Source organism: Actinomadura sp. NPDC000600 (assembly GCF_040492135.1).
Lineage (GTDB): Bacteria > Actinomycetota > Actinomycetes > Streptosporangiales > Streptosporangiaceae > Spirillospora.
Genome location: NZ_JBEUPD010000001.1, coordinates 344,498 through 366,320 on the forward strand (window position 1 = coordinate 344,498; position 21,823 = coordinate 366,320).

General features: G+C 72.9%; 19 protein-coding genes. 9 read left to right on the forward strand and 10 right to left on the reverse strand.

Going from position 1 to position 21,823, the window contains the following annotated elements; all coding sequences use genetic code 11:
- Positions 1-117 precede the first annotated feature (117 nt).
- The 3 genes from ABWI07_RS01580 to mce form a co-directional block, all read right to left on the reverse strand.
- Positions 118-1,548 carry an AI-2E family transporter gene (locus tag ABWI07_RS01580; protein WP_353817370.1) on the reverse strand — a complete coding sequence of 477 codons (1,431 nt, stop codon included), beginning with the start codon at positions 1,546-1,548 and terminating at the stop codon, positions 118-120.
- Positions 1,549-1,649: 101 nt separating this feature from the next.
- Positions 1,650-2,975 carry a DivIVA domain-containing protein gene (locus ABWI07_RS01585; RefSeq protein WP_149259435.1) on the reverse strand — a complete coding sequence of 442 codons (1,326 nt, stop codon included), beginning with the start codon at positions 2,973-2,975 and terminating at the stop codon, positions 1,650-1,652.
- Between the two features lie 329 nt (positions 2,976-3,304).
- Positions 3,305-3,739, reverse strand: a complete 435-nt coding sequence (mce, locus tag ABWI07_RS01590) for a methylmalonyl-CoA epimerase (RefSeq protein WP_149259436.1) — start codon at positions 3,737-3,739, stop codon at positions 3,305-3,307.
- Between the two features lie 107 nt (positions 3,740-3,846).
- Between mce and ABWI07_RS01595 the strand changes: the two genes are divergently transcribed.
- Positions 3,847-5,046, forward strand: coding sequence for an acetyl-CoA C-acetyltransferase (locus tag ABWI07_RS01595; RefSeq protein WP_353817371.1), 1,200 nt, complete (start codon positions 3,847-3,849; stop codon positions 5,044-5,046).
- A 222-nt stretch (positions 5,047-5,268) separates the two neighbouring features.
- Here the strand turns inward: ABWI07_RS01595 and ABWI07_RS01600 are convergent, their stop codons facing one another.
- A complete protein-coding gene (locus ABWI07_RS01600; protein ID WP_353817372.1) occupies positions 5,269-5,982 on the reverse strand; it encodes a DUF4230 domain-containing protein in 714 nt (237 codons plus the stop codon).
- A gap of 34 nt (positions 5,983-6,016) precedes the next feature.
- The gene (locus ABWI07_RS01605) at positions 6,017-6,814 is read right to left on the reverse strand and encodes a DUF2127 domain-containing protein (protein ID WP_353817373.1); all 798 of its coding nucleotides are present in this window, start codon (positions 6,812-6,814) and stop codon (positions 6,017-6,019) included.
- Positions 6,815-6,970: 156 nt separating this feature from the next.
- Between ABWI07_RS01605 and ABWI07_RS01610 the strand changes: the two genes are divergently transcribed.
- Positions 6,971-7,279: a DUF3817 domain-containing protein gene (locus ABWI07_RS01610; RefSeq protein WP_149259440.1), complete on the forward strand. Its 309-nt coding sequence runs from the start codon at positions 6,971-6,973 to the stop codon at positions 7,277-7,279.
- Between the two features lie 40 nt (positions 7,280-7,319).
- Here ABWI07_RS01610 and ABWI07_RS01615 read toward each other — a convergent pair whose 3' ends face one another.
- On the reverse strand, positions 7,320-8,621 hold the full coding sequence (locus ABWI07_RS01615; RefSeq protein WP_353817374.1) for a hypothetical protein: 1,302 nt from the start codon (positions 8,619-8,621) through the stop codon (positions 7,320-7,322).
- The gene (locus tag ABWI07_RS01620; RefSeq protein ID WP_235036817.1) at positions 8,614-9,606 is read right to left on the reverse strand and encodes an ATP-binding cassette domain-containing protein; all 993 of its coding nucleotides are present in this window, start codon (positions 9,604-9,606) and stop codon (positions 8,614-8,616) included. The genes ABWI07_RS01615 and ABWI07_RS01620 overlap by 8 nt, the downstream gene beginning before the upstream one ends.
- 429 nt (positions 9,607-10,035) lie before the next feature.
- Here ABWI07_RS01620 and ABWI07_RS01625 point away from each other — a divergent pair, with 429 nt between their 5' ends.
- Entirely contained in the window at positions 10,036-11,001 is a 966-nt protein-coding gene (locus tag ABWI07_RS01625; RefSeq protein ID WP_353817375.1) for a tetratricopeptide repeat protein, read from the forward strand.
- A gap of 393 nt (positions 11,002-11,394) precedes the next feature.
- A complete protein-coding gene (locus ABWI07_RS01630; protein ID WP_149259442.1) occupies positions 11,395-12,798 on the forward strand; it encodes an NAD-dependent malic enzyme in 1,404 nt (467 codons plus the stop codon).
- A gap of 54 nt (positions 12,799-12,852) precedes the next feature.
- On the opposite strand, the gene ABWI07_RS01635 is transcribed toward ABWI07_RS01630, so the two are convergent.
- Entirely contained in the window at positions 12,853-13,536 is a 684-nt protein-coding gene (locus ABWI07_RS01635) for a hypothetical protein (protein WP_353817376.1), read from the reverse strand.
- 160 nt (positions 13,537-13,696) lie between these two features.
- On the opposite strand from ABWI07_RS01635, the gene ABWI07_RS01640 reads away from it, so the two are divergent.
- The 5 genes from ABWI07_RS01640 to ABWI07_RS01660 all read left to right on the forward strand — a co-directional run bounded on the left by ABWI07_RS01640 (position 13,697) and on the right by ABWI07_RS01660 (position 18,242).
- Entirely contained in the window at positions 13,697-14,272 is a 576-nt protein-coding gene (locus ABWI07_RS01640; protein ID WP_149259444.1) for a YqgE/AlgH family protein, read from the forward strand.
- A gap of 10 nt (positions 14,273-14,282) precedes the next feature.
- Positions 14,283-14,543 carry a DUF3039 domain-containing protein gene (locus ABWI07_RS01645; RefSeq protein WP_200841858.1) on the forward strand — a complete coding sequence of 87 codons (261 nt, stop codon included), beginning with the start codon at positions 14,283-14,285 and terminating at the stop codon, positions 14,541-14,543.
- Between the two features lie 177 nt (positions 14,544-14,720).
- Positions 14,721-15,788 (forward strand): zinc metalloprotease, encoded by a 1,068-nt coding sequence (locus tag ABWI07_RS01650; RefSeq protein WP_353817378.1) that lies wholly within the window; start codon positions 14,721-14,723, stop codon positions 15,786-15,788.
- A gap of 36 nt (positions 15,789-15,824) precedes the next feature.
- Positions 15,825-17,567 carry a DEAD/DEAH box helicase gene (locus tag ABWI07_RS01655; RefSeq protein WP_149259593.1) on the forward strand — a complete coding sequence of 581 codons (1,743 nt, stop codon included), beginning with the start codon at positions 15,825-15,827 and terminating at the stop codon, positions 17,565-17,567.
- A 258-nt stretch (positions 17,568-17,825) separates the two neighbouring features.
- On the forward strand, positions 17,826-18,242 hold the full coding sequence (locus ABWI07_RS01660; RefSeq protein WP_353817379.1) for a ribosomal maturation YjgA family protein: 417 nt from the start codon (positions 17,826-17,828) through the stop codon (positions 18,240-18,242).
- A 27-nt stretch (positions 18,243-18,269) separates the two neighbouring features.
- Here ABWI07_RS01660 and ABWI07_RS01665 read toward each other — a convergent pair whose 3' ends face one another.
- Both ABWI07_RS01665 and ABWI07_RS01670 read right to left on the reverse strand, forming a co-directional pair.
- On the reverse strand, positions 18,270-20,867 hold the full coding sequence (locus ABWI07_RS01665) for an FtsX-like permease family protein (protein ID WP_353817380.1): 2,598 nt from the start codon (positions 20,865-20,867) through the stop codon (positions 18,270-18,272).
- Positions 20,868-20,869: 2 nt separating this feature from the next.
- Complete coding sequence (locus ABWI07_RS01670; protein ID WP_353817381.1) at positions 20,870-21,625, reverse strand: ABC transporter ATP-binding protein; 756 nt, start codon at positions 21,623-21,625, stop codon at positions 20,870-20,872.
- Positions 21,626-21,823 lie beyond the last annotated feature (198 nt).

Sequence of the window (21,823 nt, forward strand, 5' to 3'; positions counted from 1 at the left end):
GGGGGGGGGGGGGCCGCCCGCCCCCGCCCCCCGCCGCGCGCCCCGCCCCGCCCCGCCCCGCCCCCCCGAGACCGTGCTTGCGAGGGCCTCGCAAGCAGGGCCGGATCAGGCCGGGGCCTACAGCGTCTCCTGGCGCGGCATGGCGACCTCGCGGATCAGCAGCGATATCGCCGCCGCCGTCGGGATCGCCAGCAGCGCGCCGACGACGCCGAGCAGCGCCGCGCCGACCAGCGCCGCCACGATCGTGACCGCCGGCTGGACGTCCACGGTCCGCTTCATCACGCGCGGGTAGACGAGGTAGTTCTCCACCTGCTGGTAGACGACGTAGAAGATCGCGCACACGATGAGGTCGGTCGTGTTCCCGGTCAGGAACGCCACCAGGGAGACGACCACCGCGCCGATCGTGGCGCCGATGAGCGGGACCAGGTCGGTCACCGCGACGATCAGCGCCAGCGCGAGCGCGTACTTCACCCCGAGGATCGACAGGAAGACGTACGAGCACACGCCCGCGATGAGCGCGATCGTGAACTGTCCCGCGACGTAGCCGCCGATCCGGTCGAGGATCTCGTCGCCGAGCAGGGCGACGCGGGCTCTGCGGGAGCGCGGCGCGAGCTGGTAGAAGAACGTCTTGATCTGCGGCAGCGAGCTGAGGAAGTACAGCGTCAGGATCAGGATCGTGATCGTCTGGAAGATGCCGTTGATCGCGACCTTGCCGATGCCGGTGGCGGTGTCGGTGAGGCCCCTCTGGAAGCCGTCGCCGTTCACCGTCTTCTCGGCCCGTTCGAGCAGGCCGTAGCGCTTGTCCCACTCGGCGAGCCGCTTGTTGTCCTGCAACTGCTGGACGTACTCGGGGATGTTGTGCCGCAGCTCGGTGACCTGCTCGGACACCGGCTGGACGAGGGACGCGACGAACCCGGCGAAGAACAGGATCACGATCAGGAACACCGTGGCGACGGCGGCGCCGCGCGGCAGGCCGAACTTGCGGAGCCGCTCCACCGCCGGGTTGAGGCCGACCGCGAGGAACATCGCGACCACGATCATGACGAGCACCGACTTGGCGTTCGTCGCCGCCTTCACCAGCATCCAGGCCGTGATGACGCCGAGCGCCGCGGTGAACCCGAACACGAACGGGTGCGCGCGGCCGAGCGGCTGGCCGGGCCTGCCGAACGGGAACAGGTGGTCGACGCCCGCCTCGCGCTTGCGCTGCTCGACGTCGTGCGCCGGGTCGGGCGCACCGGGCTCGGGCGCGACCGGCTCGGTGGCCGACTGCGCGGCCGGGAGCGTGACGGGGCCGCCGGTCGCCGGGTCGCGTTCGCCCACGGGCTGCTCGATCTCCTCGGGTATCAGCGCACCACTCGGCGCGACGCTCTCGTCGTCGTCCGTCCCACCGGAGCCGACCTCACCGTCCCGCGCCTCTTCGTCCCGCGCCTCGCCGTTGCGGGGGTCGTCGGCGGGCGGCGCCGGAGCGGGGACCCGGCTGCCGGTCGCGGGCCGCCCCTCGCCGGGGGAGGGGTCGCGGCCGTCGTCGTGGGGGGTCTGGTCGGGCACGCCGCTCTCCTCTGTCCTGCGTCTACGGGTTTGAGACGACGGAAAGCCCGGAGGCGTTTCACCGCCTCCAGGCTTTCCCGTCATGCCCGACCGTCAGGTGGTCACTCCTGCCACCAGTCCTCGTCGTCGTCTTCGGACTTCTTGGCCTGTGCCGGCTTCGCGGGCGCGGCCTTGGCGGCCGGCTGCTGCTTGGGCTGGGCCTGCTGCGCCGGGGCCGGCTTCGGCTCGGCCGCCGGGATCGCGGCCTTCTCCGGGGGCGCGGCCAGCTCGGGCTCGGCGCCCATCGTCGGCGCGACGCCGCCGATGAGCTGGCGCAGCTGGTTGAGGTGGCTGGTGATGCTGTCGCGCTGCCGGGTGAGCTCGTCGACCTGGCGCTGCGCCGCCGTCCGCACGCGGTCGGCCTCGGACTTGGTCTCGGCGAGCAGCTGCTCGGCCTGGGCCTTGGCCTCGGCGATCACGTTGTCGGAGTTCTTGCGCGCGTTGGCCATGAGCTGCTTGGCGTGCGAGTCGGCCTCGCGCCGGGTCTGCTCGGCCTGCTGCGTCGCCTTCGCGGCGCGCTGCTCGGCGGACGCGGCGCGCTGCTCGGCCTCGGCGACGAGCTTCTGCGTCGCGGCCTGGGCGGCGGAGTGGCGCTCGGCGTCCTGCCGGTCGGCCTCCTCGCGGCGGGCGGCGAGCTGGATCTCGAACTCGGCCTCGGCCTGGGCGCGCTGGGCCTCGCTCTCCTCCAGGATGCGCTGGGCCTGGGCCCGCATCTCGTCGGCCTGCCGCTTGGCCGTGGTGAGGATCTCGTCGCGCTCGCGCTTGGTGGACGCGCGCAGCTGCGCGACCTCGCGCTCGGTGGTGGTGCGCAGCTTGGCGATCTCGCGCTCGGCGGCGGCGCGCTTCTCGGCGACCTCGTGGTCGGCGGTGGCCCGCAGCTTGGCGACCTCGCGCTCGGTCGTGGAGGTCAGCTCGTCGGCCTCGCGGCGGGCGGAGGTGCGCACCTCCTCGGCCTCCCGCTCGGCCGCCTGCCGCATGTCGTCGCCCTCGCGCTGGGCGTTGGCGCGCAGCTCGGAGGCGTCGTTCTCGGCGGTGGCGCGCTGCTCGGCGGCGTCGACCTTGGCCGCGGCCTTGATCTCGTTCGCCTCGGAGCGGGCCGCCTGGACCAGCTCGGTCGCCTGCTCCTCGGCGAGCCGCAGCAGTTGCTCGATGCGGGCGCCGAGACCGGAGTAGGTCGGACGTTCCTGCTCCTGCAGCTGACGGTGGGCGTCCGACAGCTCGCGCTGCAGGGCCTGGGTCTGCTCGCGGGTCTGCCGCACCTCGTTGTCGAGCTGCTTGATGTGCTCGTCGACCTGGTGCCGGTCGTAGCCGCGAAGCACCACGTCGAACTCGCGCGGGGGCGTGTCTTCAAAGAAGTTGCTGAGCTGGGCGTCGATGTCGGACTGCATGTGGCTCAATCCTGATGTGACGGGGCTACGGGTGGTTCCGGGGACCGGTTGATCGCCTGGCATGACGGACGCAGTGCCCCAGACCTCTTCCGGCGACTGAAGCGTACTCCGGACACTGCCGTGTTGGGGGCTCATCTTGACGCGCTGCGTGGAATGTCCTTTTTGTTCGCCCGTGTGGCATGCCCGTGTGAGCCCAGGTGTGGGGGTGCAAATGCACCAGATGTGTCTGAACAGTCACAGAGCGGCGGTCGGCGCCGTGCGGACCGTGACCGTGATACCGAACACGTCACGATCCTGGCCCGCCCGCGCCGTACCCCGCACCGGCAAGATCATTCGCCGTCCGGACGCTTCTGCACCAGCTCCGTCAGGACGCCGTGGCAGTCCTTCGGGTGCAAAAAGTTGATCAAGGATCCCATGGACCCGTTGCGCGGCGCGTCGTACAGCACCCGCACGCCCTTGCCGGCGATGCCCGCCGCCTCGTCGGCGACCGTCCCGTCCGTCCCGAACGCGATGTGGTGGACGCCCTCGCCGTTCTTCTCCATCCACTTGGCGACCGCCGAGTCCTCCCGGATCGGCTCGATGAGCTGCAGGTAGCTCGCCGCGCCGTCGCCCGTCTCGTTGATCTTGAGCATGCACTCCCGCACGCCCTGCTCCTCGTTCACCTCGAAGTGCGCGTCGGTGAAGCCGTAGGTGGCCTTGTAGAACTCGACGGTCGCGTCCAGATCGCGGCAGGCGATGCCGATGTGGTCGATACGGGTCAGCATGTGCTTTGTCCCTCCTCGGACGGCCAGGCGGGGGCGAACGGAACCGAACGCCGCTCCCGTGGGTATCGTGGCAAACGTCGCCGCAGCACCACCCTGGAGGCCCCCACATGAGCACCACGTCCGTGATCGTCGCCGGAGCGCGCACCCCCATCGGGCGCCTGATGGGCTCGCTGAAGGACTTCTCCGCGGCCGATCTCGGCGCCCACGCGATCAAGGCGGCGCTGGAGCGGGCCGGGGTGTCCGGCGACCAGGTCCAGTACGTGATCCTCGGCCAGGTCCTGCAGGCGGGCGCGGGCCAGATCCCGTCCCGCCAGGCGGCGGTCAAGGCGGGCATCCCGATGAGCGTCCCGTCCATCACGATCAACAAGGTCTGCCTGTCCGGGCTGGACGCGATCGCGCTGGCCGACCAGCTCATCCGGGCCGGCGAGTTCGACATCGTGGTGGCGGGCGGCATGGAGTCGATGACCCAGGCCCCGCACCTGCTGCCGAAGTCGCGCGGCGGCTACAAGTACGGCTCCGTCGAGGTCCTCGACCATATGGCCTACGACGCCCTCACCGACGCCTTCGACGGCGTCTCCATGGGCGAGTCCACCGAGGGCCACAACGCCAAGCTCGGCATCTCCCGCGAGGAGCAGGACGAGTTCTCCGCCCGCTCCCACCAGCGCGCCGCCGAGGCGATCAAGAACGGCGTCTTCGACGAGGAGATCGCCCCGGTCGAGATCCCGCAGCGGCGCGGCGAGCCCGTCGTGTTCGCCACCGACGAGGGCGTGCGCGGCGACACCACCGCCGAGAGCCTGGCCAGACTGCGCCCCGCGTTCAGCAAGGAGGGGACGATCACCGCCGGGTCGTCCTCGCAGATCTCCGACGGCGCCGCCGCGGTCGTCGTGATGTCCAAGGCCAAGGCCGAGGAGCTCGGCCTCACCTGGCTCGCCGAGATCGGCGCGCACGGCAACGTCGCCGGGCCGGACAACTCGCTGCAGTCCCAGCCGTCCAACGCGATCAAGCACGCCCTCGGCAAGGAGGGCCGCACCGTCGACGACCTGGACCTCATCGAGATCAACGAGGCCTTCGCCTCGGTCGGCATCCAGTCGATGCGCGACCTCGGCGTCGGCCCCGAGAAGGTCAACGTCAACGGCGGCGCCATCGCGCTCGGCCACCCGGTCGGCATGTCCGGCGCCCGCATCGTCCTGCACCTGGCCTACGAGCTGAAGCGCCGCGGCGGCGGCACCGGCGCCGCCGGATTGTGCGGCGGCGGCGGCCAGGGCGACGCTCTGCTTATTCGTGTTCCGAACCAGTCGCTCGCCTAGCGGCTCGCGCCTGGTTCAGACCACGGGCGATCGCTGCATCGCTCCGGCTCGCCTTGCGGCTCGCTGCGCGATCGGATTCTCGCAAGCTCGAATCCGCCTTCGGACGCGATCGCGAGTGTTGGGGTCGTCGCGTGGTGCGGTGGTGGCTGGTGCCAGTGCGCTCCGATCGGGCCACCGGCTTGGGGCTCGGGGCCCGGATCGGAATGCTGATGGTTCAGGGTGCTACTGGGGGGCCGGGGTGATGGTCACCGTTTTGAAGCCGAGGGCCTTGAGCATGTTCTCCAGCATCGACTTCGTGTTGGCGTCGGCGCGCTGCTTCAGGCCGCTCTGGGCGGCGGCCGTCTGGATCTTCTGGGACGCCAGGACGTAGAGCTGCTGCTGGTTGTTCGGGTTGCTGCTGAAGAAGTCGCCGAAGCGGTCGAAGACGCCGCGCTGGGTCGCGTAGACGTAGCTGTTCTTCGGGTCCAGGTTGGTCTTCTCCAACTGGGCGGGCGGGAGTGTGATCGTCGCCGCCGTCCGGTCCTCGTTGACCTTGATGGCGCCGGAGCCCAGCTTCGAGAAGTCCACGTAGGCGTCGACCGAGCCGTTGCCGACGAACAGGGTCCGCTTGCCGCGCAGCGAGGACGGCAGGAACTTGGCGTCCTTCTCCAGGTCCACGACGACCTGGAAGTTGCCGCTCGCCGCCTCGTAGCGGTGCAGGTCGCGGATCGACTTGAGCAGGACGGGGCCGCTGCGGTCCTTCGTCTCCTCCCCGAACGGGTTCAGCCAGTGGGGGAGGCCGTGCAGCGCCTGCTGGGCGACCAGGACGATCGCGACGGTGGCGACGATGATCGCGACCGGGGTGAGGAGGCCGCGCCGAGGGGGGCGGGAGCGGTCGGGGGACGCCTTGGCGGGCGTGCCCTTCTTCGCGTCGTTCTTCGTTTCCGAGCGAGCCATGTACCCGATGTTCCCGGCTGCGGCGTCCGCTACCTCATCCGGTGGGCTCGGGCTCGGGCCGGGACGGGTGCCGCAGGTCCGACTCGTGCGTCGCCAGCTCGACCTCTATGAGCGACTCGCTGCGGAGATGCGCCTCGTGCGCGGCTCGCCCGCCCCGCACGCCGAATAGCCGTTTGGTGACGACGATGTAGACGATGAGACCGATATTGAGCACCAGCGCGCCGATGCGCAGCGCGGTGACCTTCTCCACCAGCTCGTAGATCTCGATCGGCAGCCCGAAGCACGTCGCGACGACCGCGAAGTACTCGCCCCAGCGCTGCAGCAGCCACAGCCCGACCGCCTCGATCAGCTCGATCGCGCCGTAGACGACGAGGCCGACGGCGAGCCAGCGCAGCGTCCGCGCGTCCAGGTCGAACACGTGCCGGAGGGACGTGACGACCTTGGAGTGGTCGAGGTCCCAGCCGATCTGCTCGGCGAGCGGGCGCAGCAGCGGGATCTCCTTCTCGAAGATCCGCTCGATCGATCCGCGGCTGCCCGCGAACCGCCACACCCCGTACGCGGCGACCAGGACGATCAGGCCGCGGATGCCGCGCTCGACCGCGAAGAACCGCATGATGAAGGCGTCGCGCAGCTCCCGGCCGCGCTTGACCAGCGGCGCCCGGTCGGCCGGGCCCGCGCCGTGCGGCTCGCCGTGCAAGTAGGTCCCGCAGCGCAGGCAGCGCCACGCGTCGCCGATGGGGGACGAGACGACGAGCCGCTCGCGCAGCCCCTCCTCGTCCGGCGCGTAGGTGATGTGTCCCTTGCGCGCGCAGGTCAGCAGGCTCCAGTCCACGCGGACACAGTAGAGGCCCGCCGGGCGTCGCACACGTCACGGTTTGCGCACGTTCACGGCTTGCGGTGTTCACGGTTCGCGCACGGCCGTGTGAGCGACGTCATATGCGGGGCGGAAACCGCGGACCGCGGGCGCGCCGTTGAGCGGGGCGTGGACATGATTCGTGCTTTCCGGTTCGTCTCCGTCGCCGAGGCGGTCTCGTTCCTCCTCCTGCTGCTGGTCGCGATGCCGCTGAAGTACGGGGCGGACGCGCCGGTCGGCGTGCAGCTGATGGGGCCGGTACACGGAGTCCTCTTCATGGCCTACGTCGGTCTGGTCTTCCTCGTCCGCGAGCAGCTCGGCTGGGACCTCAAGCGCACGGTCCTCGCCCTGGGCGCGGCCGTCCTGCCCGTCGCCCCGTTCTTGGTGGAGCGCCACTGGACGCGCCCCGCCGCCGAGCCGGAGCCCGTCGGCCGGGGCGTCTGACCTCCTGCGTGACCGCGGCCGGGTGGGGGTCCTGCCGCGGTCACGCAGGACGGGTCGCCAGGACCCCGCGCCGGGGGCCCTCCGTGGAACGCGGCGTGCGGAAGTCGCGCGGGCCGAGCGCGCAGGCGCGGTACCGGGCGAAGTGCAGCCGCAGCCAGTCGCGGCGCCGCTGCTCGGTCCAGGACGCGAACCGGCGCGCCGTGAGTGTGTCGGTGACGGCCGGGGGCTCGTCGCCGAGGAGCCACGCGTCGACCAGTGCGCGGTAGCCCCCGCGGGAATCGCCTTCGGCCGTGCAGTACCGGGCGTCCTTGAGCCCGTCGCTGATCTGCCGGACGGCGCGGGCCGCGTATCCGGGGGAGAGGTCCTCGTCGAGGTGGACGCCGGCGACGCCGCCCACCACCGTGACGGGCTCCCAGGAGGGACGCTGCTCGACCTTCGTGAAGGCGCCGGGCGTGCCGTTCAGCCGCGCGGCGAGCGGGGTGGCCGCCTCCATCAGCGGGGCCAGCGCGTCCCGCAGGGCGGGGTGCACGCAGACGGTCAGGGGCCACCGCCGGCAAACCGGCTCCGCCCGGGCGGGCGCGACCGTTCCGCCGCCGGAGTCGTGCAGGCCGAGGGAGGCCGAGACGGTCGCGGCCAGCGCCACCGCCAGCGGCAGGACGAGCAGGAGCCGGCGCGTCGCCCACATCACGTAGCCGAGGATCAGCGCGGCGGTCAGCCCCGTGGTCCACAGGATCTGGTCGGCGAACACCTCGGGGCGCAAAGCGGTGAAAAGCCGGATGCGGGGGAGCGCGGCGGGGGGCAGGAGGCTCCACCAGGACATGCCGGGGATGCGCAGGGCGGCCCACAGGGACGTGGCGGCGAGCACGAGGGCCGCCGTGGCGCGGTGCGGCGCGACGCGTCCGGTCAGGTAGCCCACGACGACGTGCAGGACGAGCGCGCCCGCGCCCGACAGCACGCCGAGCGGCTGGGGCTGCCCGGCGTGCGCGTGCACGAGGGTGACGGTGACGGCCACGGCGGTGACCACGACGTAGGAGACCAGGGCGGCGGACGAGAGCAGCAGCAGGTCGAACAGCGCACCGGTCGCGGGAGATCGGGCGGTGAGGTCGCGCAGGTAGTCGAGCGGACGTTCCCGGACGGCCGTCCAAGCCGCCAGCCCCGCGGCGGCGGGGCCCAGGAAGCGGACGGCGTTGACCAGCGCGACGACGGTGTTGTCCCAGTACGCGACGGGCGGGGAGAGCGACAGGCACGCCGCCGCCGTCCCGAGCCCGGTGAGGACCGGCACGGCGACGAGCAGCGCCGTGCGGCGGGCGTCCAGCCGGAGCACCCGCCCGAGGTCAGACACCGGTGGCGCTCTCGGCGGGCGACCGCCCCGCCCGCGCCTTCGTCAGGGGCGGCAGGGCCCGGGGCGGCAGGGGCAGGGTCGGCAGGGAGAAGGGCGGCAGCGTCAGGTGCGGCAGGCTCAGCTGCGGCAGGGACACCTGCCGCATCGTGCGCAGGGAGGGACGCCGCCGGGCCATCGCGTCGACCGCCTGCGGCGTGAGGGCGTCCCGCGCGCCCGGGGCGCCCACCCGGTCGGCGGCCCCCCGTCGCTCGGGGGCGCCCCGTCGTTCGGAGGCACCGCGCCGGTCGGCGGCGGTGCGGCCGCGGCGGGCGGTGGCCGACTGCGCGGGCTGCTCGCTGAGCCGGCCGCGGGCGAGCGTGAAGAGGCGGTCGCACCAGCCGGTGAGCGTCTCGGTGGCGTCGGCGGTGACGACCACGGCGGGCGCCAGCGAGCGCAGCACCGGGATCAGCTCGGCCATGGCCGTGGTCAGCGTCTGCCGGCCGGGCCCGGCGGCGCCGGTGGGCCACGGTTCGGCGGCGGCGCACAGCTCGCCGAAGGGGTCGTCGAGCAGGACGAGGCCGGGCTCGTGGACGCAGGCGGCGGCCAGCCCGGCGCGCAGCCGGACCTCCGGCGGCAGCAGCGCCAGCTCCGTCCCGGCGGCGTCGGTCAGGTCGAAGCGGCGGAGCATGCTCTGCGCGGCGGACGCGCTCGTCCGCTTGTAGTACGCGGCGTAGGCGACGAACTCTCCGGCCGTCATGCCCTCGGCCTGCGAGAACCGGGCGGGCAGGTATCCGATCCCGGCACGGGCGGCCCGCTGCCCCGCGGCGTTCGTTATGTCGTGCCCGAGAATGTGCAGCGCGCCGGCGTTCGGCCTGCGCAAGGTCGCGAACGTGGCCAGCAGAGTGGATTTACCGGCACCAGGTGGACCGGCAAGGCCGACCACGCCTTCGGGCACGCCGAAGGTCACCGGGCGCAGGAGCCACCGCCCCCCGCGGCGGACACCCATTCCTCGGGCCACGATCACGGAATGCTCCGCGATCACAAGTTTTCCCCCCGTTGTTCGTCATGCGGTCGCGGCGGCCGGACGGCACCCCCGCCGCCCCGGTGGCCTCGGGTCCCCCAACCCGCCACGCGGCGCGCCCGCGGGCCGGGGCCGCCCCCCGGCGGCGCCGGCCCGGTCGCTTTTGCCGGGCCGCAATGCATCGACATCGTGACTATAACCGGGCTTGGTGATGGCTGTCAGCAATCTTATTGCCTTTACGGCAGGACGCCTGAAGTCTTTGCCCGGGGCGCCCGGGGAAGGAAATCGAAGAAGGCGAGCAATTCTCTTATTGCGCCATTTATGCGGACACACTGGGCGTCCGTCGCGGGGCCCGCGCTCCGCTGGGAGCGTACGGACGTACGGCCGGGCGCGGTCATGGGGCAGGATGGACCCATGCCTTCTCGGGACTTTTCGTTGCACGGGGCCATCGACCTGGGAGCGCGCCAGGCCGCGGCAAGGAAGCAGCAGGAACGCCGGGCCCAGTCCGGCGGCGCGGCCGGCGGCGCGGCGCCCGCCGCGGGCGCGCCCGGCGGCCCCTACGTCGTGGACGTCACCGACCAGACCTTCAACACCGAGGTCGTGGAGCGGTCGCAGTCCGTCCCCGTCCTGGTGGACTTCTGGGCCGAGTGGTGCGGTCCGTGCAAGCAGCTCGGCCCGATCCTGGAGAAGCTCGCCACCGAGGCGGCCGGCAAGTGGATCCTGGCCAAGGTCGACATCGACGCGAACCCGCAGCTCGGCGCCTACATGCAGCAGATGGGCGTGCGCGGCATCCCGTTCGTCGCGGCGGTCGTCGCCGGGCAGCTGCTGCCGTTCCTGAACGGCGCCGCGCCCGAGCCGCAGGTCCGCCAGGCCATCGACCAGCTCTTCGAGGCGCTGCGCAGCGAGGGCATCCTGCCGGACGCCCCCGCGGGCGAGCAGCCGGCCGCCGGCGCGGCGGCCCCTGCGGCCGACCCGGTGTACTCCGAGGCCGAGGAGGCCCTGCAGCGCGGCGACCTGGACGCGGCCAAGGGCGCGTTCGAGCGGGTCCTCGCCGCCGACCCGAGGGACGACCAGGCCAAGCAGGGCCTCGCCCTGGTCGAGCTGAGCCTGCGGGTGCGGTCGCTCGACGCCGAGCGCGCGCTCCAGGAGGCGGCCGAGAAGCCCGGCGACGTCCAGGCGCAGATCAGCGCGTCCGACGTGGAGATGGTGTCCGGGCGCATCGACGACGCCTTCGACCGGCTGGTGGGCGCGGTGCGGCGCAGCGCGGGCGACGACCGCGACGCGGTGCGCAAGCACCTGCTGTCGCTGTTCGAGCTGCTGCCGCCGGACGACCCGCGCGTCGGCAAGGCCCGCCGCGGCCTCCAGTCAGCCCTGTTCTGAGCCGGACCCCCGCGCCCGTGCCGCGAAGCCCGTGCTCCGAACCGGGGTTCCGAGCACGGGCGTCCGGGCCGAGCGGGCCCCCCGAACGCGATGTTGAGCGTATGCTCGATGGCGATGACCGCGCCCGTGCGGCCCACATGAAGCACTTCCACGGGTGAAGCACTTCTACGGGGTCGATTCCGCCGATCCGCGGCTCTGCCAGCCCGTGCCCGACACCATCCAGTGATCGACACCACGGGGGCCGCCCGTGCCCCGCGACCGCCGAGCCGATCGGCGCCGCGGCCGGGCGTCGGGAGCCGCCGGACGGGACCGGGCGGCGGCCCCGGACGCACCGTCCCCTCGGCTCGGCGCGCTCGGATGTGGACAAACCCGTATAAATAGGGAGCAACTGTCGTGGCGAGCGTGCCAAGCGTGTCGTACTCCATCACCGTCCGGCTGGAGGTCCCGGCCGGCGGCCGGGCCGTCAGCCAGATCACCCACGTGGTCGAGAACGCCGGCGGCATCGTCACGGCCCTCGACGTCAACACCGCCGGCCACGAGACGCTGCGCATCGACGTCACGATCGCCACCCGCGACACCCAGCACGCCGAGGCGATCGCGGGCGAGCTGGAGCGGATCGACTCCGTCAAGATCCACAAGGTCAGCGACCGGACGTTCCTGATGCACCTCGGCGGCAAGATCGAGATGCAGTCGAAGGTGCCGCTGCGCAACCGCGACGAGCTGTCGATGGCCTACACGCCCGGGGTCGCCCGCGTCTCCCTGGCCATCGCCCGCAACCCCGAGGACGTCCGCCGGCTGACGATCAAACGCAACAGCGTCGCCGTGGTGACCGACGGCTCGGCGGTGCTCGGCCTCGGCAACATCGGCCCGGAGGCCGCGCTGCCGGTCATGGAGGGCAAGGCGGCGCTGTTCAAGCGGTTCGCCGGGATCGACGCCTGGCCGATCTGCCTCGACACGCAGGACACCGACGAGATCGTCCGGACGGTGCAGATCATCGCGCCCGCGTTCGGCGGCATCAACCTGGAGGACATCTCCGCGCCGCGCTGCTTCGAGGTCGAGGCCCGGCTGCGCGAGCTGCTCGACATCCCCGTCTTCCACGACGACCAGCACGGCACCGCGATCTGCGTGCTCGCCGCGCTGACGAACGCGCTGCGCGTCGTCGGCAAGGACATCGGCGCCGTCCGCATCACGATGGCGGGCGCGGGCGCGGCCGGCACCGCCATCCTGAAGCTTCTGATGCACGCCGGCGCCCGCAACCTCGTCGTCTGCGACTACCGCGGCGCCGTGCACAAGGACCGCGACGACCTCGACGACTCGCTCCGCTGGATCGCCGAGCACACCAACGAGGGCGGCTACTCCGGCGACCTGCGCGGCGCGGTGAAGGACGCCGACGTGTTCATCGGCGTGTCGGCCCCCGGCATCCTGACCGGCGACGACATCGCCACCATGAGCGACGACGCGATCGTGTTCGCGCTCGCCAACCCGGAGCCGGAGGTGTCGCCGGACGAGGCCCGCGAGCACGCCGCCGTCGTCGCCACCGGCCGCAGCGACTACCCGAACCAGATCAACAACGTGCTGGCGTTCCCGGGCGTGTTCCGCGGCCTGCTGGACGCCCAGGCCGACGGCGTCACCCTCGACATGCTCGCGGCCGCGGCCAAGGCCCTCGCCGAGGTCGTCACCCCGGACGAGCTCGGCCCGAACTACATCGTGCCGAGCGTCTTCCACCCGGACGTGAGCACCCGCGTCGCCGGCGCCGTCCGCGAGGCCGCGGGCGGCCGCCCCCGCACCGAGGCCTAGGCGCGGCGGTCGTCCTCGCGGCGGGCTCGTGCCTCCGGGCTCGGGCCCGCGCGCTCAGTCGGACTTGCGGCCCGCGAAGATCTGCTCGCGGCGGCGGGGCCAGATGCCTCCGTACCAGAAGATGATCGCGCCGGTCAGGATGATGGCGACGCCGGTCGCGGCCCGCGCCCACAGCACGGTGTCGGGGCCGGTGTGCGGCAGCTTGCCGGGCGGCGTCTCGTGCGGCGCGCCGCCCGCCTTCTTGCAGTTCGCCTTGACCGTGGCGCTCTCGATCTGCCGGTTCGCCCACCGGACGGTGATGCGGGTGCGGCGGTCCTCGCGCAGCTTCACCGCGACGGTCCGGGTGGCGCCCGGGCCGATCTTGCCGGGGACGGCGGCGGAGTCGTCGTTCTTCTCGATGGAGAAGTCCTCTGTCTGCGTCCCGGTGTTGCGGACCTTGACGTTCACGGTGCGGTCGGGGCAGGACACCGAGCCGATGGTGGCCGTCACCGGCTGCGCGGGCGCCGCCGTGGTCGGCGGGTGCGTCGGGGTGCGGGTCGGCGTGCGGGTCGGGGTGTGCGACGGGGTGCGGGTCGGCTTGCCCGAGGTGGACGGCGAACCGCCGGACGGGCTCGGGGACGTCGACTCCGTGCTGGAGGCCGGTGACGCGGAGCCGGTCGACTTCACCAGGGCCGGGATCGCGATCAGCGCCCCGATCACGATGAACACGGCGGCGATGATGACCCTGGGCAACTGCATCGCTGTCCTCCCGGCGCGGACCAAGCGGGTGGCCGATGATCCTAGATCATTCTTAACCCTGGACCTCGTGGTGCCGATATCCCCATCGATAGGAATGCGTAACAGGCTAACGAGTCCAGGGACGTGCCGCCGGGGGTCCGGGCAACGCATCATGGGACCCATGGAAGACGGGATCAGGGTCGGTCTCCTGCTGGTGGCCACCCCGCAGCTGGAGGATCCGAACTTTCGGCGCAGCGTCGTCCTGCTGGTCGAGCACGACGGCGACGGCGGCACGCTGGGGGTCGTCCTCAACCGGCCGACCGAGGTTCCGGTCGACCGGGTGCTGCCGCCGTGGGCGGAGCTGGTGACGGGCCCCGCCGTGGTCTTCCAGGGCGGACCGGTCGCGCTGGAGAACGCGCTCGCCCTGGCCCGGCTGCCAGGCGAGGACGAGCCGCTCGGATGGCGCGCCCTGGACGGGGGAGCCGAGGTCGCCCGGGTCGGCCTGGTCGACCTGGAGGCCCCGCCCGGCCTGCTCGCGGCGGAACTGCTGCAGCTGCGCGTGTTCGCCGGATACGCCGGCTGGTCGCCCGGGCAGCTGCGGGCCGAGATCGAGGACGGCTCGTGGTACCTGGTGCCCGCCGAGGCCGGGGACGTGTTCGCCGCCGACCCGGAGCGGCTGTGGCAGCACGTGCTGCGCCGGCAGGGCGGCGACCTGGCCTTCGTCTCCACTTTCCCCGACGACCCCACGCTGAACTAAGGTGAACGACGTGAGTACGAAGATCCTTCCAAACAGCGACACCGAGAGCGATGTCCGGCCGGACCTCTCCCACGGTGACGGCGACCACGAGCGGTTCGCCCACTACGTGAAGAAGGCCAAGATCACCGAGAGTGCGGTGACCGGCACGCCGGTGATCGCGCTGTGCGGCAAGGTCTGGGTGCCGAACCGGGATCCGAAGAAGTACCCGGTCTGCCCGGAGTGCAAGGAGATCTACGAATCCATGCAGTCCGGCGGCGACGGCAAGGAGTGACCGGCCGCTGAACGGCGGTCGAGGGCGCGCCGCCGGATAGGCGTGCGCGCGTGAGGTCCTGCGGTCAGGTGCCGCGGGACCTCGGCGTTTCTTATCGCGGGACGTCCCGAATGGGGCGTCCCTGAACAATCGGGGGATTCGATGCGGCGGATTGCCGGGGTTTCACTGTGCGCACTGATGGTCACTGTGTGTGCTGTTCCGGGTTCTTTCAGTGAGCAGGAGCGGGAACGGCTCCGGGCCGCTCCGGTCGCGCACGGCGACGACGGGTGCGTCCGGCACCCAGCGGGCACGCCGGGCACGTCGGGCGGGCCGGGGACGCTGCACGCGGCGGGGGCCAGGGACGGCGCGGTCCGCTCGGTCCGTCCGCGCGACCGGGTCGACCTCGGCCACGACCAGGCCGTCGCGATGCTCGCCGACCTCCGCCGCACGCTCCTCGACCGGTTCGGGACGTCCGACGAGGCCCGCATCGACGCGGCCCGCCCCTACCCGGGAGAGCGCAGGGCGGGGAGCCTCGTCGTCCCGGTGCGGTTCCACGTCCTCCACAGCGGCGGTACGGGGCGGCTGTCCACGGCGGCGGTCGGGCGGCAGATCGCCACGCTGAACGCGGCCTACGGCGGACGCCTCGGCGGCGCCGACACCCGCGTGCGGTTCCGGCTCGTCTCGCTCGACCGCACCGACAACGCGGCCTGGTTCTACCACCCGCAGCGCAACGAGGGCGCGATGAAGCGGCGCCTCCGCAAGGGCGGTCGCGGGACGCTCAACCTCTACACGGCGGCCGTCGGGGCGGACGTGCTGGGCTTCTCCACCTTCCCCCAGTGGTACCGGCGCGACCCGCGCATGGACGGCGTCACCGTCGACTACCGCAGCCTGCCGTACGGCTCCTACGCGCCGTTCAACCACGGGTACACGGCCGTCCACGAGATCGGGCACTGGCTCGGCCTGATGCACACGTTCGAAGGCGGGTGCACCGCGCCGGGCGACGGGGTGGCCGACACCCCGTACGAGGAGGAGCCGGCGCAGGGCTGCCCCCACGGCCGCGACACGTGTCCGCAGCGGGGTCTCGACCCGATCCACAACTTCATGGACTACGCGCAGGACGCCTGCATGCGGGGCTTCACCGCAGGTCAGGGGCGTCGCATCCGCGCGGTGTGGGCGGCGTACCGGTCCTCGGGGCGCGCCCGCCAGGGTGTGGATCTCGGCACAGGTGCGCCCGGCGCGGCCCGATCTGTCGGTGCGGCTCGGTAGCCTTCAATGACCGTGAGCACCTTCGCCGCATCGAGCATGCCCCCCGCCTTCCCCGAGCGGGCCGCCTGGGGGACCGCGCAGTCCCTGCGCGCCTGGCAGCAGCAGGCGCTGGAGGCGTACTTCGGCGCGGACGGAACGGCGCCGGGCCCGCGCGACTTCCTCACCGTCGCGACGCCCGGCGCCGGCAAGACGACGTTCGCGCTCCGGCTCGCCCGCGAGCTGATGGAGCGCCGCGTCGTCTCGTCGCTCACGATCGTGTGCCCGACCGAGCACCTCAAGCGGCAGTGGGCCGAGTCGGCGGCCCGCGTCGGCATCAGGATCGACCCCGAGTACCAGAACGGGCAGGGCCCCGTCGGCAAGGACTTCCACGGCGTCGCCGTCACGTACGCGACCGTCGCGGCGCGCCCGGCGCTGCACCGCAACCGCACCGAGTCGCGCAAGTCGCTGGTCATCTTCGACGAGGTGCACCACGCGGGCGACGGCCTGTCGTGGGGCGACGCCGTCCGGGAGGCGTTCGAGCCGGCGACGCGGCGGCTCGCGCTGTCCGGCACGCCGTTCCGCACCGACATCAACCCGATCCCGTTCGTCCAGTACGAGGAGGGGCCGGACGGCGTCCGGCGCAGCCGGGCCGACTACACCTACGGTTACGGGCCCGCGCTCGCCGACGGCGTCGTCCGGCCGGTCATCTTCCTGGCGTACGCGGGCGAGATGCGCTGGCGCACCCGCGCCGGCGACGAGATCACCGCGACCCTCGGCGAGCCGCTCACCCAGGACCAGACGTCCCAGGCGTGGCGGGCCGCGCTCGACCCGAAGGGCAACTGGATCAACCAGGTGCTCGCCGCGGCCGACCGCCGCCTCACCGAACTGCGCCGCGTGATCCCGGACGCGGGCGGCCTGGTCATCGCCACCGACCACGAGGCCGCCCGCGCCTACGCGAAGATGCTGCGCGCGGTGACCGGGCAGGGCGCCACGATCGTGCTGTCGGACGACCCGACCGCGTCCAAGAAGATCAAGGGGTTCGCCGAGACCGACGACCGCTGGATGGTCGCGGTCCGCATGGTGTCCGAGGGCGTCGACATCCCGCGCTTGTGCGTCGGCGTCTACGCCACCTCCACCAGCACGCCGCTGTTCTTCGCGCAGGCCATCGGCCGTTTCGTCCGCGCCCGCAAGCGCGGCGAGACCGCTTCGGTGTTCCTGCCGTCGGTGCCGACGCTGATGGGCCACGCCTCCGAGATGGAGGAGGAGCGCGACCACGTCCTCGACCGCCCCGTCCGCGAGGACGGCCTCGACGACGAGCTCCTCGCGGAGGCCAACCGCCGGGAGGACACGCCCGACGTCGGCGAGGAGCTGCCGTTCGAGACGGTGGAGGCGTCCGCGACGTTCGACCGCGTGCTCTACGACGGCGGCGAGTTCGGCATGAACGCCGAGCCGGGGTCGGCCGAGGAGGAGGAGTACCTCGGCATCCCCGGCCTGCTGGAGCCCGACCAGGTGTCGGCGCTGCTGCGCAAGCGGCAGGCCGAGCAGATCGCCAACGAGCGCCGGCGCAAGACCGGCGACCCGCGCGCCGACCGCACCGCCGCCGAGGACATCGCGGCCCTGCGCCGCGAGCTGAACGGCCTCGTCAACGCCTGGAACCACCGGACGGGCCAGCCGCAGGGGGTCATCCACAACGAGCTGCGCCGCGCCTGCGGCGGCCCGCCCGTCCCCCAGGCGAGCGCCGAGGAGATCCGCGAGCGCATCGCCAAGATCCGCGACTGGGCCGCCAAGCGCCGCCACTGACCCCGCGCCGCCTCACCGCCTCACCGCCTCACCGCCGCGCCGCGGCTGAGCCCGCCCCAGAGCCTGGGCGCCGCGTGCGCCGAGGCGATCCCGGAGGACGTCGTCCAGCACGCCCGCCACGTGCTGAGGGCCGTCGCACGGGTACCGCATCGCCCCTGAGCCTCGGTAGGCCCACCGCCCGCCGGCGCGTCCACACCAGCCCGGGCGGGCGTAGGCGCTGTGGCGGCATGAGTGTGCGTTGCCGCTTAAGATCGTGCGATGACGCTCGCTGCGCGCTGGGTTCGGCTGCTGATGGTCGTGTCGGCAGCCGGCTTCGCCGGCGCGGCCTATGCGATCCGCGCCGTGGCGGACGGGCTTGTCGACCAGTATTCCGGCGCCGCTTTGTCAGGGGCCATCGTCTACACGATCGTGCTCTTCGTACGGCCGCGGATCTCTCCCTTGCCCGCCGGTAGCATCGCGGTCGCCTACTGCTGGTTCATCGAGTTCGCACAGCTCACTCCCCTGCCGGGCGAAATCTCCCAACGCAGCTGGTTCGCGCGCCAACTGCTGGGCGCCCAGTTCGACCTCGTTGACGTGGCCTGGTATCCCGTAGGCGTCATCCCGTTGGTCGTCGCGCATTGGTTGTTCCGTACCAGCGCACCTACTCGAACGACCTCGCCCCCCGCTGAGGTCTAGCCGCGCACCCACTGTGACGGTCGCGGTTCACTGGGCCTTGGCGGCCTCCAGGACCGGGACGGCGGCGGCCCGGCGTGCGGGCAGTGCCGAGATCGCCGGCGTCGTCACGGCCGCGCCCGCCGCCAGCAGCGGAAACAGCCACCACGGCGGGTCCGGGCGCAGGAACGAGCTCCCGGTGGCCACGTGCAGCAGGGTCAGCACTCCCATCGCGATCATGCTGCCGAGGATCGTGCCGAGGACGACCACGATGGCCGCCTCCCATCGGACGATCGAGCGGATCTGCCTCATGGTCGCCCCCACGGCGCCCAGCAGTCCGAACTCCGGGGTCCGGTCGGCGACGCTCATCGAAACCGTGGTCGCCATGCCGAACAGGGCCAGCAGCAGCGCCATGCCGACGAAGACGTAGGTCGCCCTGAGCGGCCGGGTGAGCGAATCCGACGCCGCACTCACGTACGCGTCGCGGCCGAGGACCCGCACCCCCGGGACCCCGGCCACCGCGCGCTCCAGCGCCTCCGGAGAGCCGCCCCGTACGAGGACCGCCCGGGTCGCCGCGCCGGCGTCGATCCGGTCCATGGTCGCGGGCGCCACCAGTGCCTGGTCGGCGAACAGGTGGGAGGGGTCGTGGTACGCGCCCGCCACCTTGAGCGGGACCCGGCCCCGGGCGCCCTGGACGACGATCTCTTGGCCGCGCCGCAGATCCCGCTCCTTCATGACGTTCCCCGACAGTGCGATCTCTCCCTGCCGCAGCGCCGGCGGCCGGCCGCCCAGCCGCAGGACGTCGCGCAGCCCGGTCTGCTCGGCGCCGCTGACGAGGAAGCGGAACGGCTCGGGTGCCTCGCCGGGGTCGAGCGGCTCCGGATCCGGGACCAGCTTGACCTCGGTCTGCGTGAGGGCGGTCGTCCGCGACACCCCCGGCACGTCCGCGACGAGGGCCGCCACGTCCCGGGCCAGTGGCGCGGGCGCGCCTTCGGAGGTCCGGGCGGTCGCGGTGACCGCGTGGTCGGCCGCCATCACCTCTCGGCCCGCCTCCCGGAAGCGGTCGTGCACCGACATGGTGATGAGCACCACGGAGGCGACCAGCGCGATGCCCAGCATCAGTGACGAGGCGGCCGAGGAGACCCGGCGCGGGCTGCGGATGACGGTGATGTGCGCCAGCCGTCCGGCCTCCCCGCTGACCAGCGGCCCGATGCGCCCCACCAGCCCGCCGAGCGGTCCGACGAAGAAGGGGGTGAGGACGGCGAGGCCGGTCATGGCGAGCAGCGTCCCGAATAGGATCATCAGCGAGATCCCGAACGTGCGGTCCGGTCCGGGCGGGTCGTCGGCGCGCACCGCGGCCGCCACCGCCCACCAGAAGGCCGCGCCGGTGAAGATCGCGCAGGCGGCCGACAGCCGCGGCCACCGGCGCCCCCGGGTCTCGGTGACGGTGCTGCGCAGTGCCTGCACGGGCGAGGTGCCCGCGGCGCGGTGCGCCGCCCGCCAGGCTGCGGCCTGGGTGACCAGGATCCCGGCCGCCGCCGGGATCCCCAGTGCGACCCACCCGAACTGGGGTGCCGCGGCCGAGACGTCGAAGCCGTCCCGCGCGAACAGCCGGATGATCAGCGCGGACAGCGGGAAGGCCGCGGCGACGCCGCCCACGGCGGCGATGGCGCCGAGTATCAGCGCCTCCAGGCGGATCAGCCGTTTGACCTGCCGCGGGGTGGCGCCGATCGCGCTGAGCAGCGCCAGCAGCCGGGTGCGCTGCCGCACCAGCGTGCCGAACGTGTTGGCGACCACGAACAGGCCGACGAAGATCGCCACCAGGGAGAGCCCGCCGATGACGCCGGCGATCGAGGCGCCCTCGCCCTCCGCGGCGGCGGCCTGCGCGCGCCGCACGGACTCGGCGGTGCGCACCGTGGCCGCGCCGCCCAGTTCCCGGGCCGCCCCGTCGCGCAGGCGGGCGGCGGGCACGCCCGGGGCGGCCTTCAGCCAGACGCTCGGCCAGGTGCCCGGGGGCAGCGCGGCGGCGCGCCGCACGGTCTCGGGCGGCGCCAGCACCAGGTTGCCGGCGGCCACGGCATCGCGGTCCTGGACGCTGACGATCCCGACGATCCGGTCCTGGCGCGTCTGGCGGGGCAGCGTCAGCGTCAGCGTGTCACCGACGCGCACCTTCCCCCCGCGCGCCATGTACCGGACGACCGCCACCTCGCCGTCGGCCGCGGGGGCGCGCCCGGCCTCCAGCCGGTAGGGATTCAGCCGCGGGTCGGGCACCCAGGGGCGCAGCAGCGTCCTGCCCTCGGCCGCCGCGGTGATCGCCCGGCCGTCGGGACGGGCGGCCGTCACCGCCACCGCCGCGTCCCCGGCGGCGGCCGCCACCCCGGGCAGGGAGGCGATCCGGTCCATGGGGACCGCGCCGGTGGGCGGCGCGGCCGCGTCGTCCGGATCGACCGTCCCGCCCTGCACGAGCACGTCGGCGCGGAAGTACTCGCTCGCGTCGCTGCCCGACACCGCCTCCTGCGCGCGCAGCGCGAACTGCAGCGAGCCGGCTATGAGCGCGATCGAGCCCAGGGCCGCCAGCAGCGTCGCGGTCAGCCGCATCCAGCTGCCGGCGAACGAGCGTCGCGCGATGAGCCACATGGCGTTCCCCACCGTCAGGCCTCCGTCTCGCGCATGCGGGCGTGCACGGTGTCGATGGTGGGCGCGGTCAGCTCGTCGACGATCGTCCCGTCGGCGAGGAACAGCACCCGGTCGGCGTGCGCGGCGGCCGCGGGATCGTGCGTCACCATGACCACCGTCTGCCGGTAGGCGTCGACGGCGGTGCGCAGGAACCCGAGCACCTCGGCGCCCGAGCGGGAGTCGAGGTTGCCGGTCGGCTCGTCGGCGAACAGCACCTCCGGCCGCGTCAGCAGCGCCCGCGCCACGGCGACCCGCTGCTGCTGCCCGCCGGACAGCTGCGTGGGCCGGTGCGCCAGCCGTTCGCGCAGTCCGAGCGCGTCCACGATCGTGTCGAACCAGCGCGGGTCCGCACGGTGGCCCGCGAGCCGTCCGGTGAGCCGGATGTTCTCCTCGGCGGTGAGCATCGGCAGCAGGTTGAACGACTGGAACACGAACCCCATCCGGTCGCGGCGCAGTTCGGTGCGCCGGGTGCGCGACAGGCCGGTGAGCTCGGCCCCGCCGACGACGACGGTGCCGGACGTCACGGTGTCCAGTCCGGCCAGGCAGTGCAGGAAGGTCGACTTCCCCGACCCGGACGGCCCCATGATCGCGGTGAACTGGCCCCGCGTGAACGCCGCCGACACCCCGCGCAGCGCGGTCACCGCGCCGTCACCGGTCCCATAGGACTTGACCACAGCGGCCGCGGTCATGACCTCGTCGCGGACCTGCTCGTCAGGGGAGGCCGCGATCATCGAGGCCCTCCCGCATGGCGCGGGAGCGGGCGCGGCGCGGGGTTCCGGACGGCCGGCGGCGTGCCGTTCGCCTCGGGCGTGCGCCGGCGGGTCGGCTCAAGCATGGATGTCTCCCGTCGATCGACGTGAACTGTCTATCTGAGATAATCTCAGATGAGATCATATGGTTTGGATCGTCGGCAACAGCTCAGCGACTTT

Excerpts from the sequence above, each read along its gene's own strand:
- ABWI07_RS01635 (WP_353817376.1), bottom strand. The coding sequence starts at position 13,536 with ATGCAGTTGCCCAGGGTCATCATCGCCGCCGTGTTCATCGTGATCGGG.
- ABWI07_RS01640 (WP_149259444.1), top strand. The coding sequence starts at position 13,697 with ATGGAAGACGGGATCAGGGTCGGTCTCCTGCTGGTGGCCACCCCGCAG.
- ABWI07_RS01595 (WP_353817371.1), top strand. The coding sequence starts at position 3,847 with ATGAGCACCACGTCCGTGATCGTCGCCGGAGCGCGCACCCCCATCGGG.
- ABWI07_RS01625 (WP_353817375.1), top strand. The coding sequence starts at position 10,036 with ATGCCTTCTCGGGACTTTTCGTTGCACGGGGCCATCGACCTGGGAGCG.
- ABWI07_RS01660 (WP_353817379.1), top strand. The coding sequence starts at position 17,826 with ATGACGCTCGCTGCGCGCTGGGTTCGGCTGCTGATGGTCGTGTCGGCA.
- ABWI07_RS01610 (WP_149259440.1), top strand. The coding sequence starts at position 6,971 with ATGATTCGTGCTTTCCGGTTCGTCTCCGTCGCCGAGGCGGTCTCGTTC.
- ABWI07_RS01655 (WP_149259593.1), top strand. The coding sequence starts at position 15,825 with ATGCCCCCCGCCTTCCCCGAGCGGGCCGCCTGGGGGACCGCGCAGTCC.
- ABWI07_RS01670 (WP_353817381.1), bottom strand. The coding sequence starts at position 21,625 with ATGATCGCGGCCTCCCCTGACGAGCAGGTCCGCGACGAGGTCATGACC.
- ABWI07_RS01585 (WP_149259435.1), bottom strand. The coding sequence starts at position 2,975 with ATGCAGTCCGACATCGACGCCCAGCTCAGCAACTTCTTTGAAGACACG.
- ABWI07_RS01650 (WP_353817378.1), top strand. The coding sequence starts at position 14,721 with ATGGTCACTGTGTGTGCTGTTCCGGGTTCTTTCAGTGAGCAGGAGCGG.
- mce (WP_149259436.1), bottom strand. The coding sequence starts at position 3,739 with ATGCTGACCCGTATCGACCACATCGGCATCGCCTGCCGCGATCTGGAC.
- ABWI07_RS01600 (WP_353817372.1), bottom strand. The coding sequence starts at position 5,982 with ATGGCTCGCTCGGAAACGAAGAACGACGCGAAGAAGGGCACGCCCGCC.
- ABWI07_RS01620 (WP_235036817.1), bottom strand. The coding sequence starts at position 9,606 with ATGGGTGTCCGCCGCGGGGGGCGGTGGCTCCTGCGCCCGGTGACCTTC.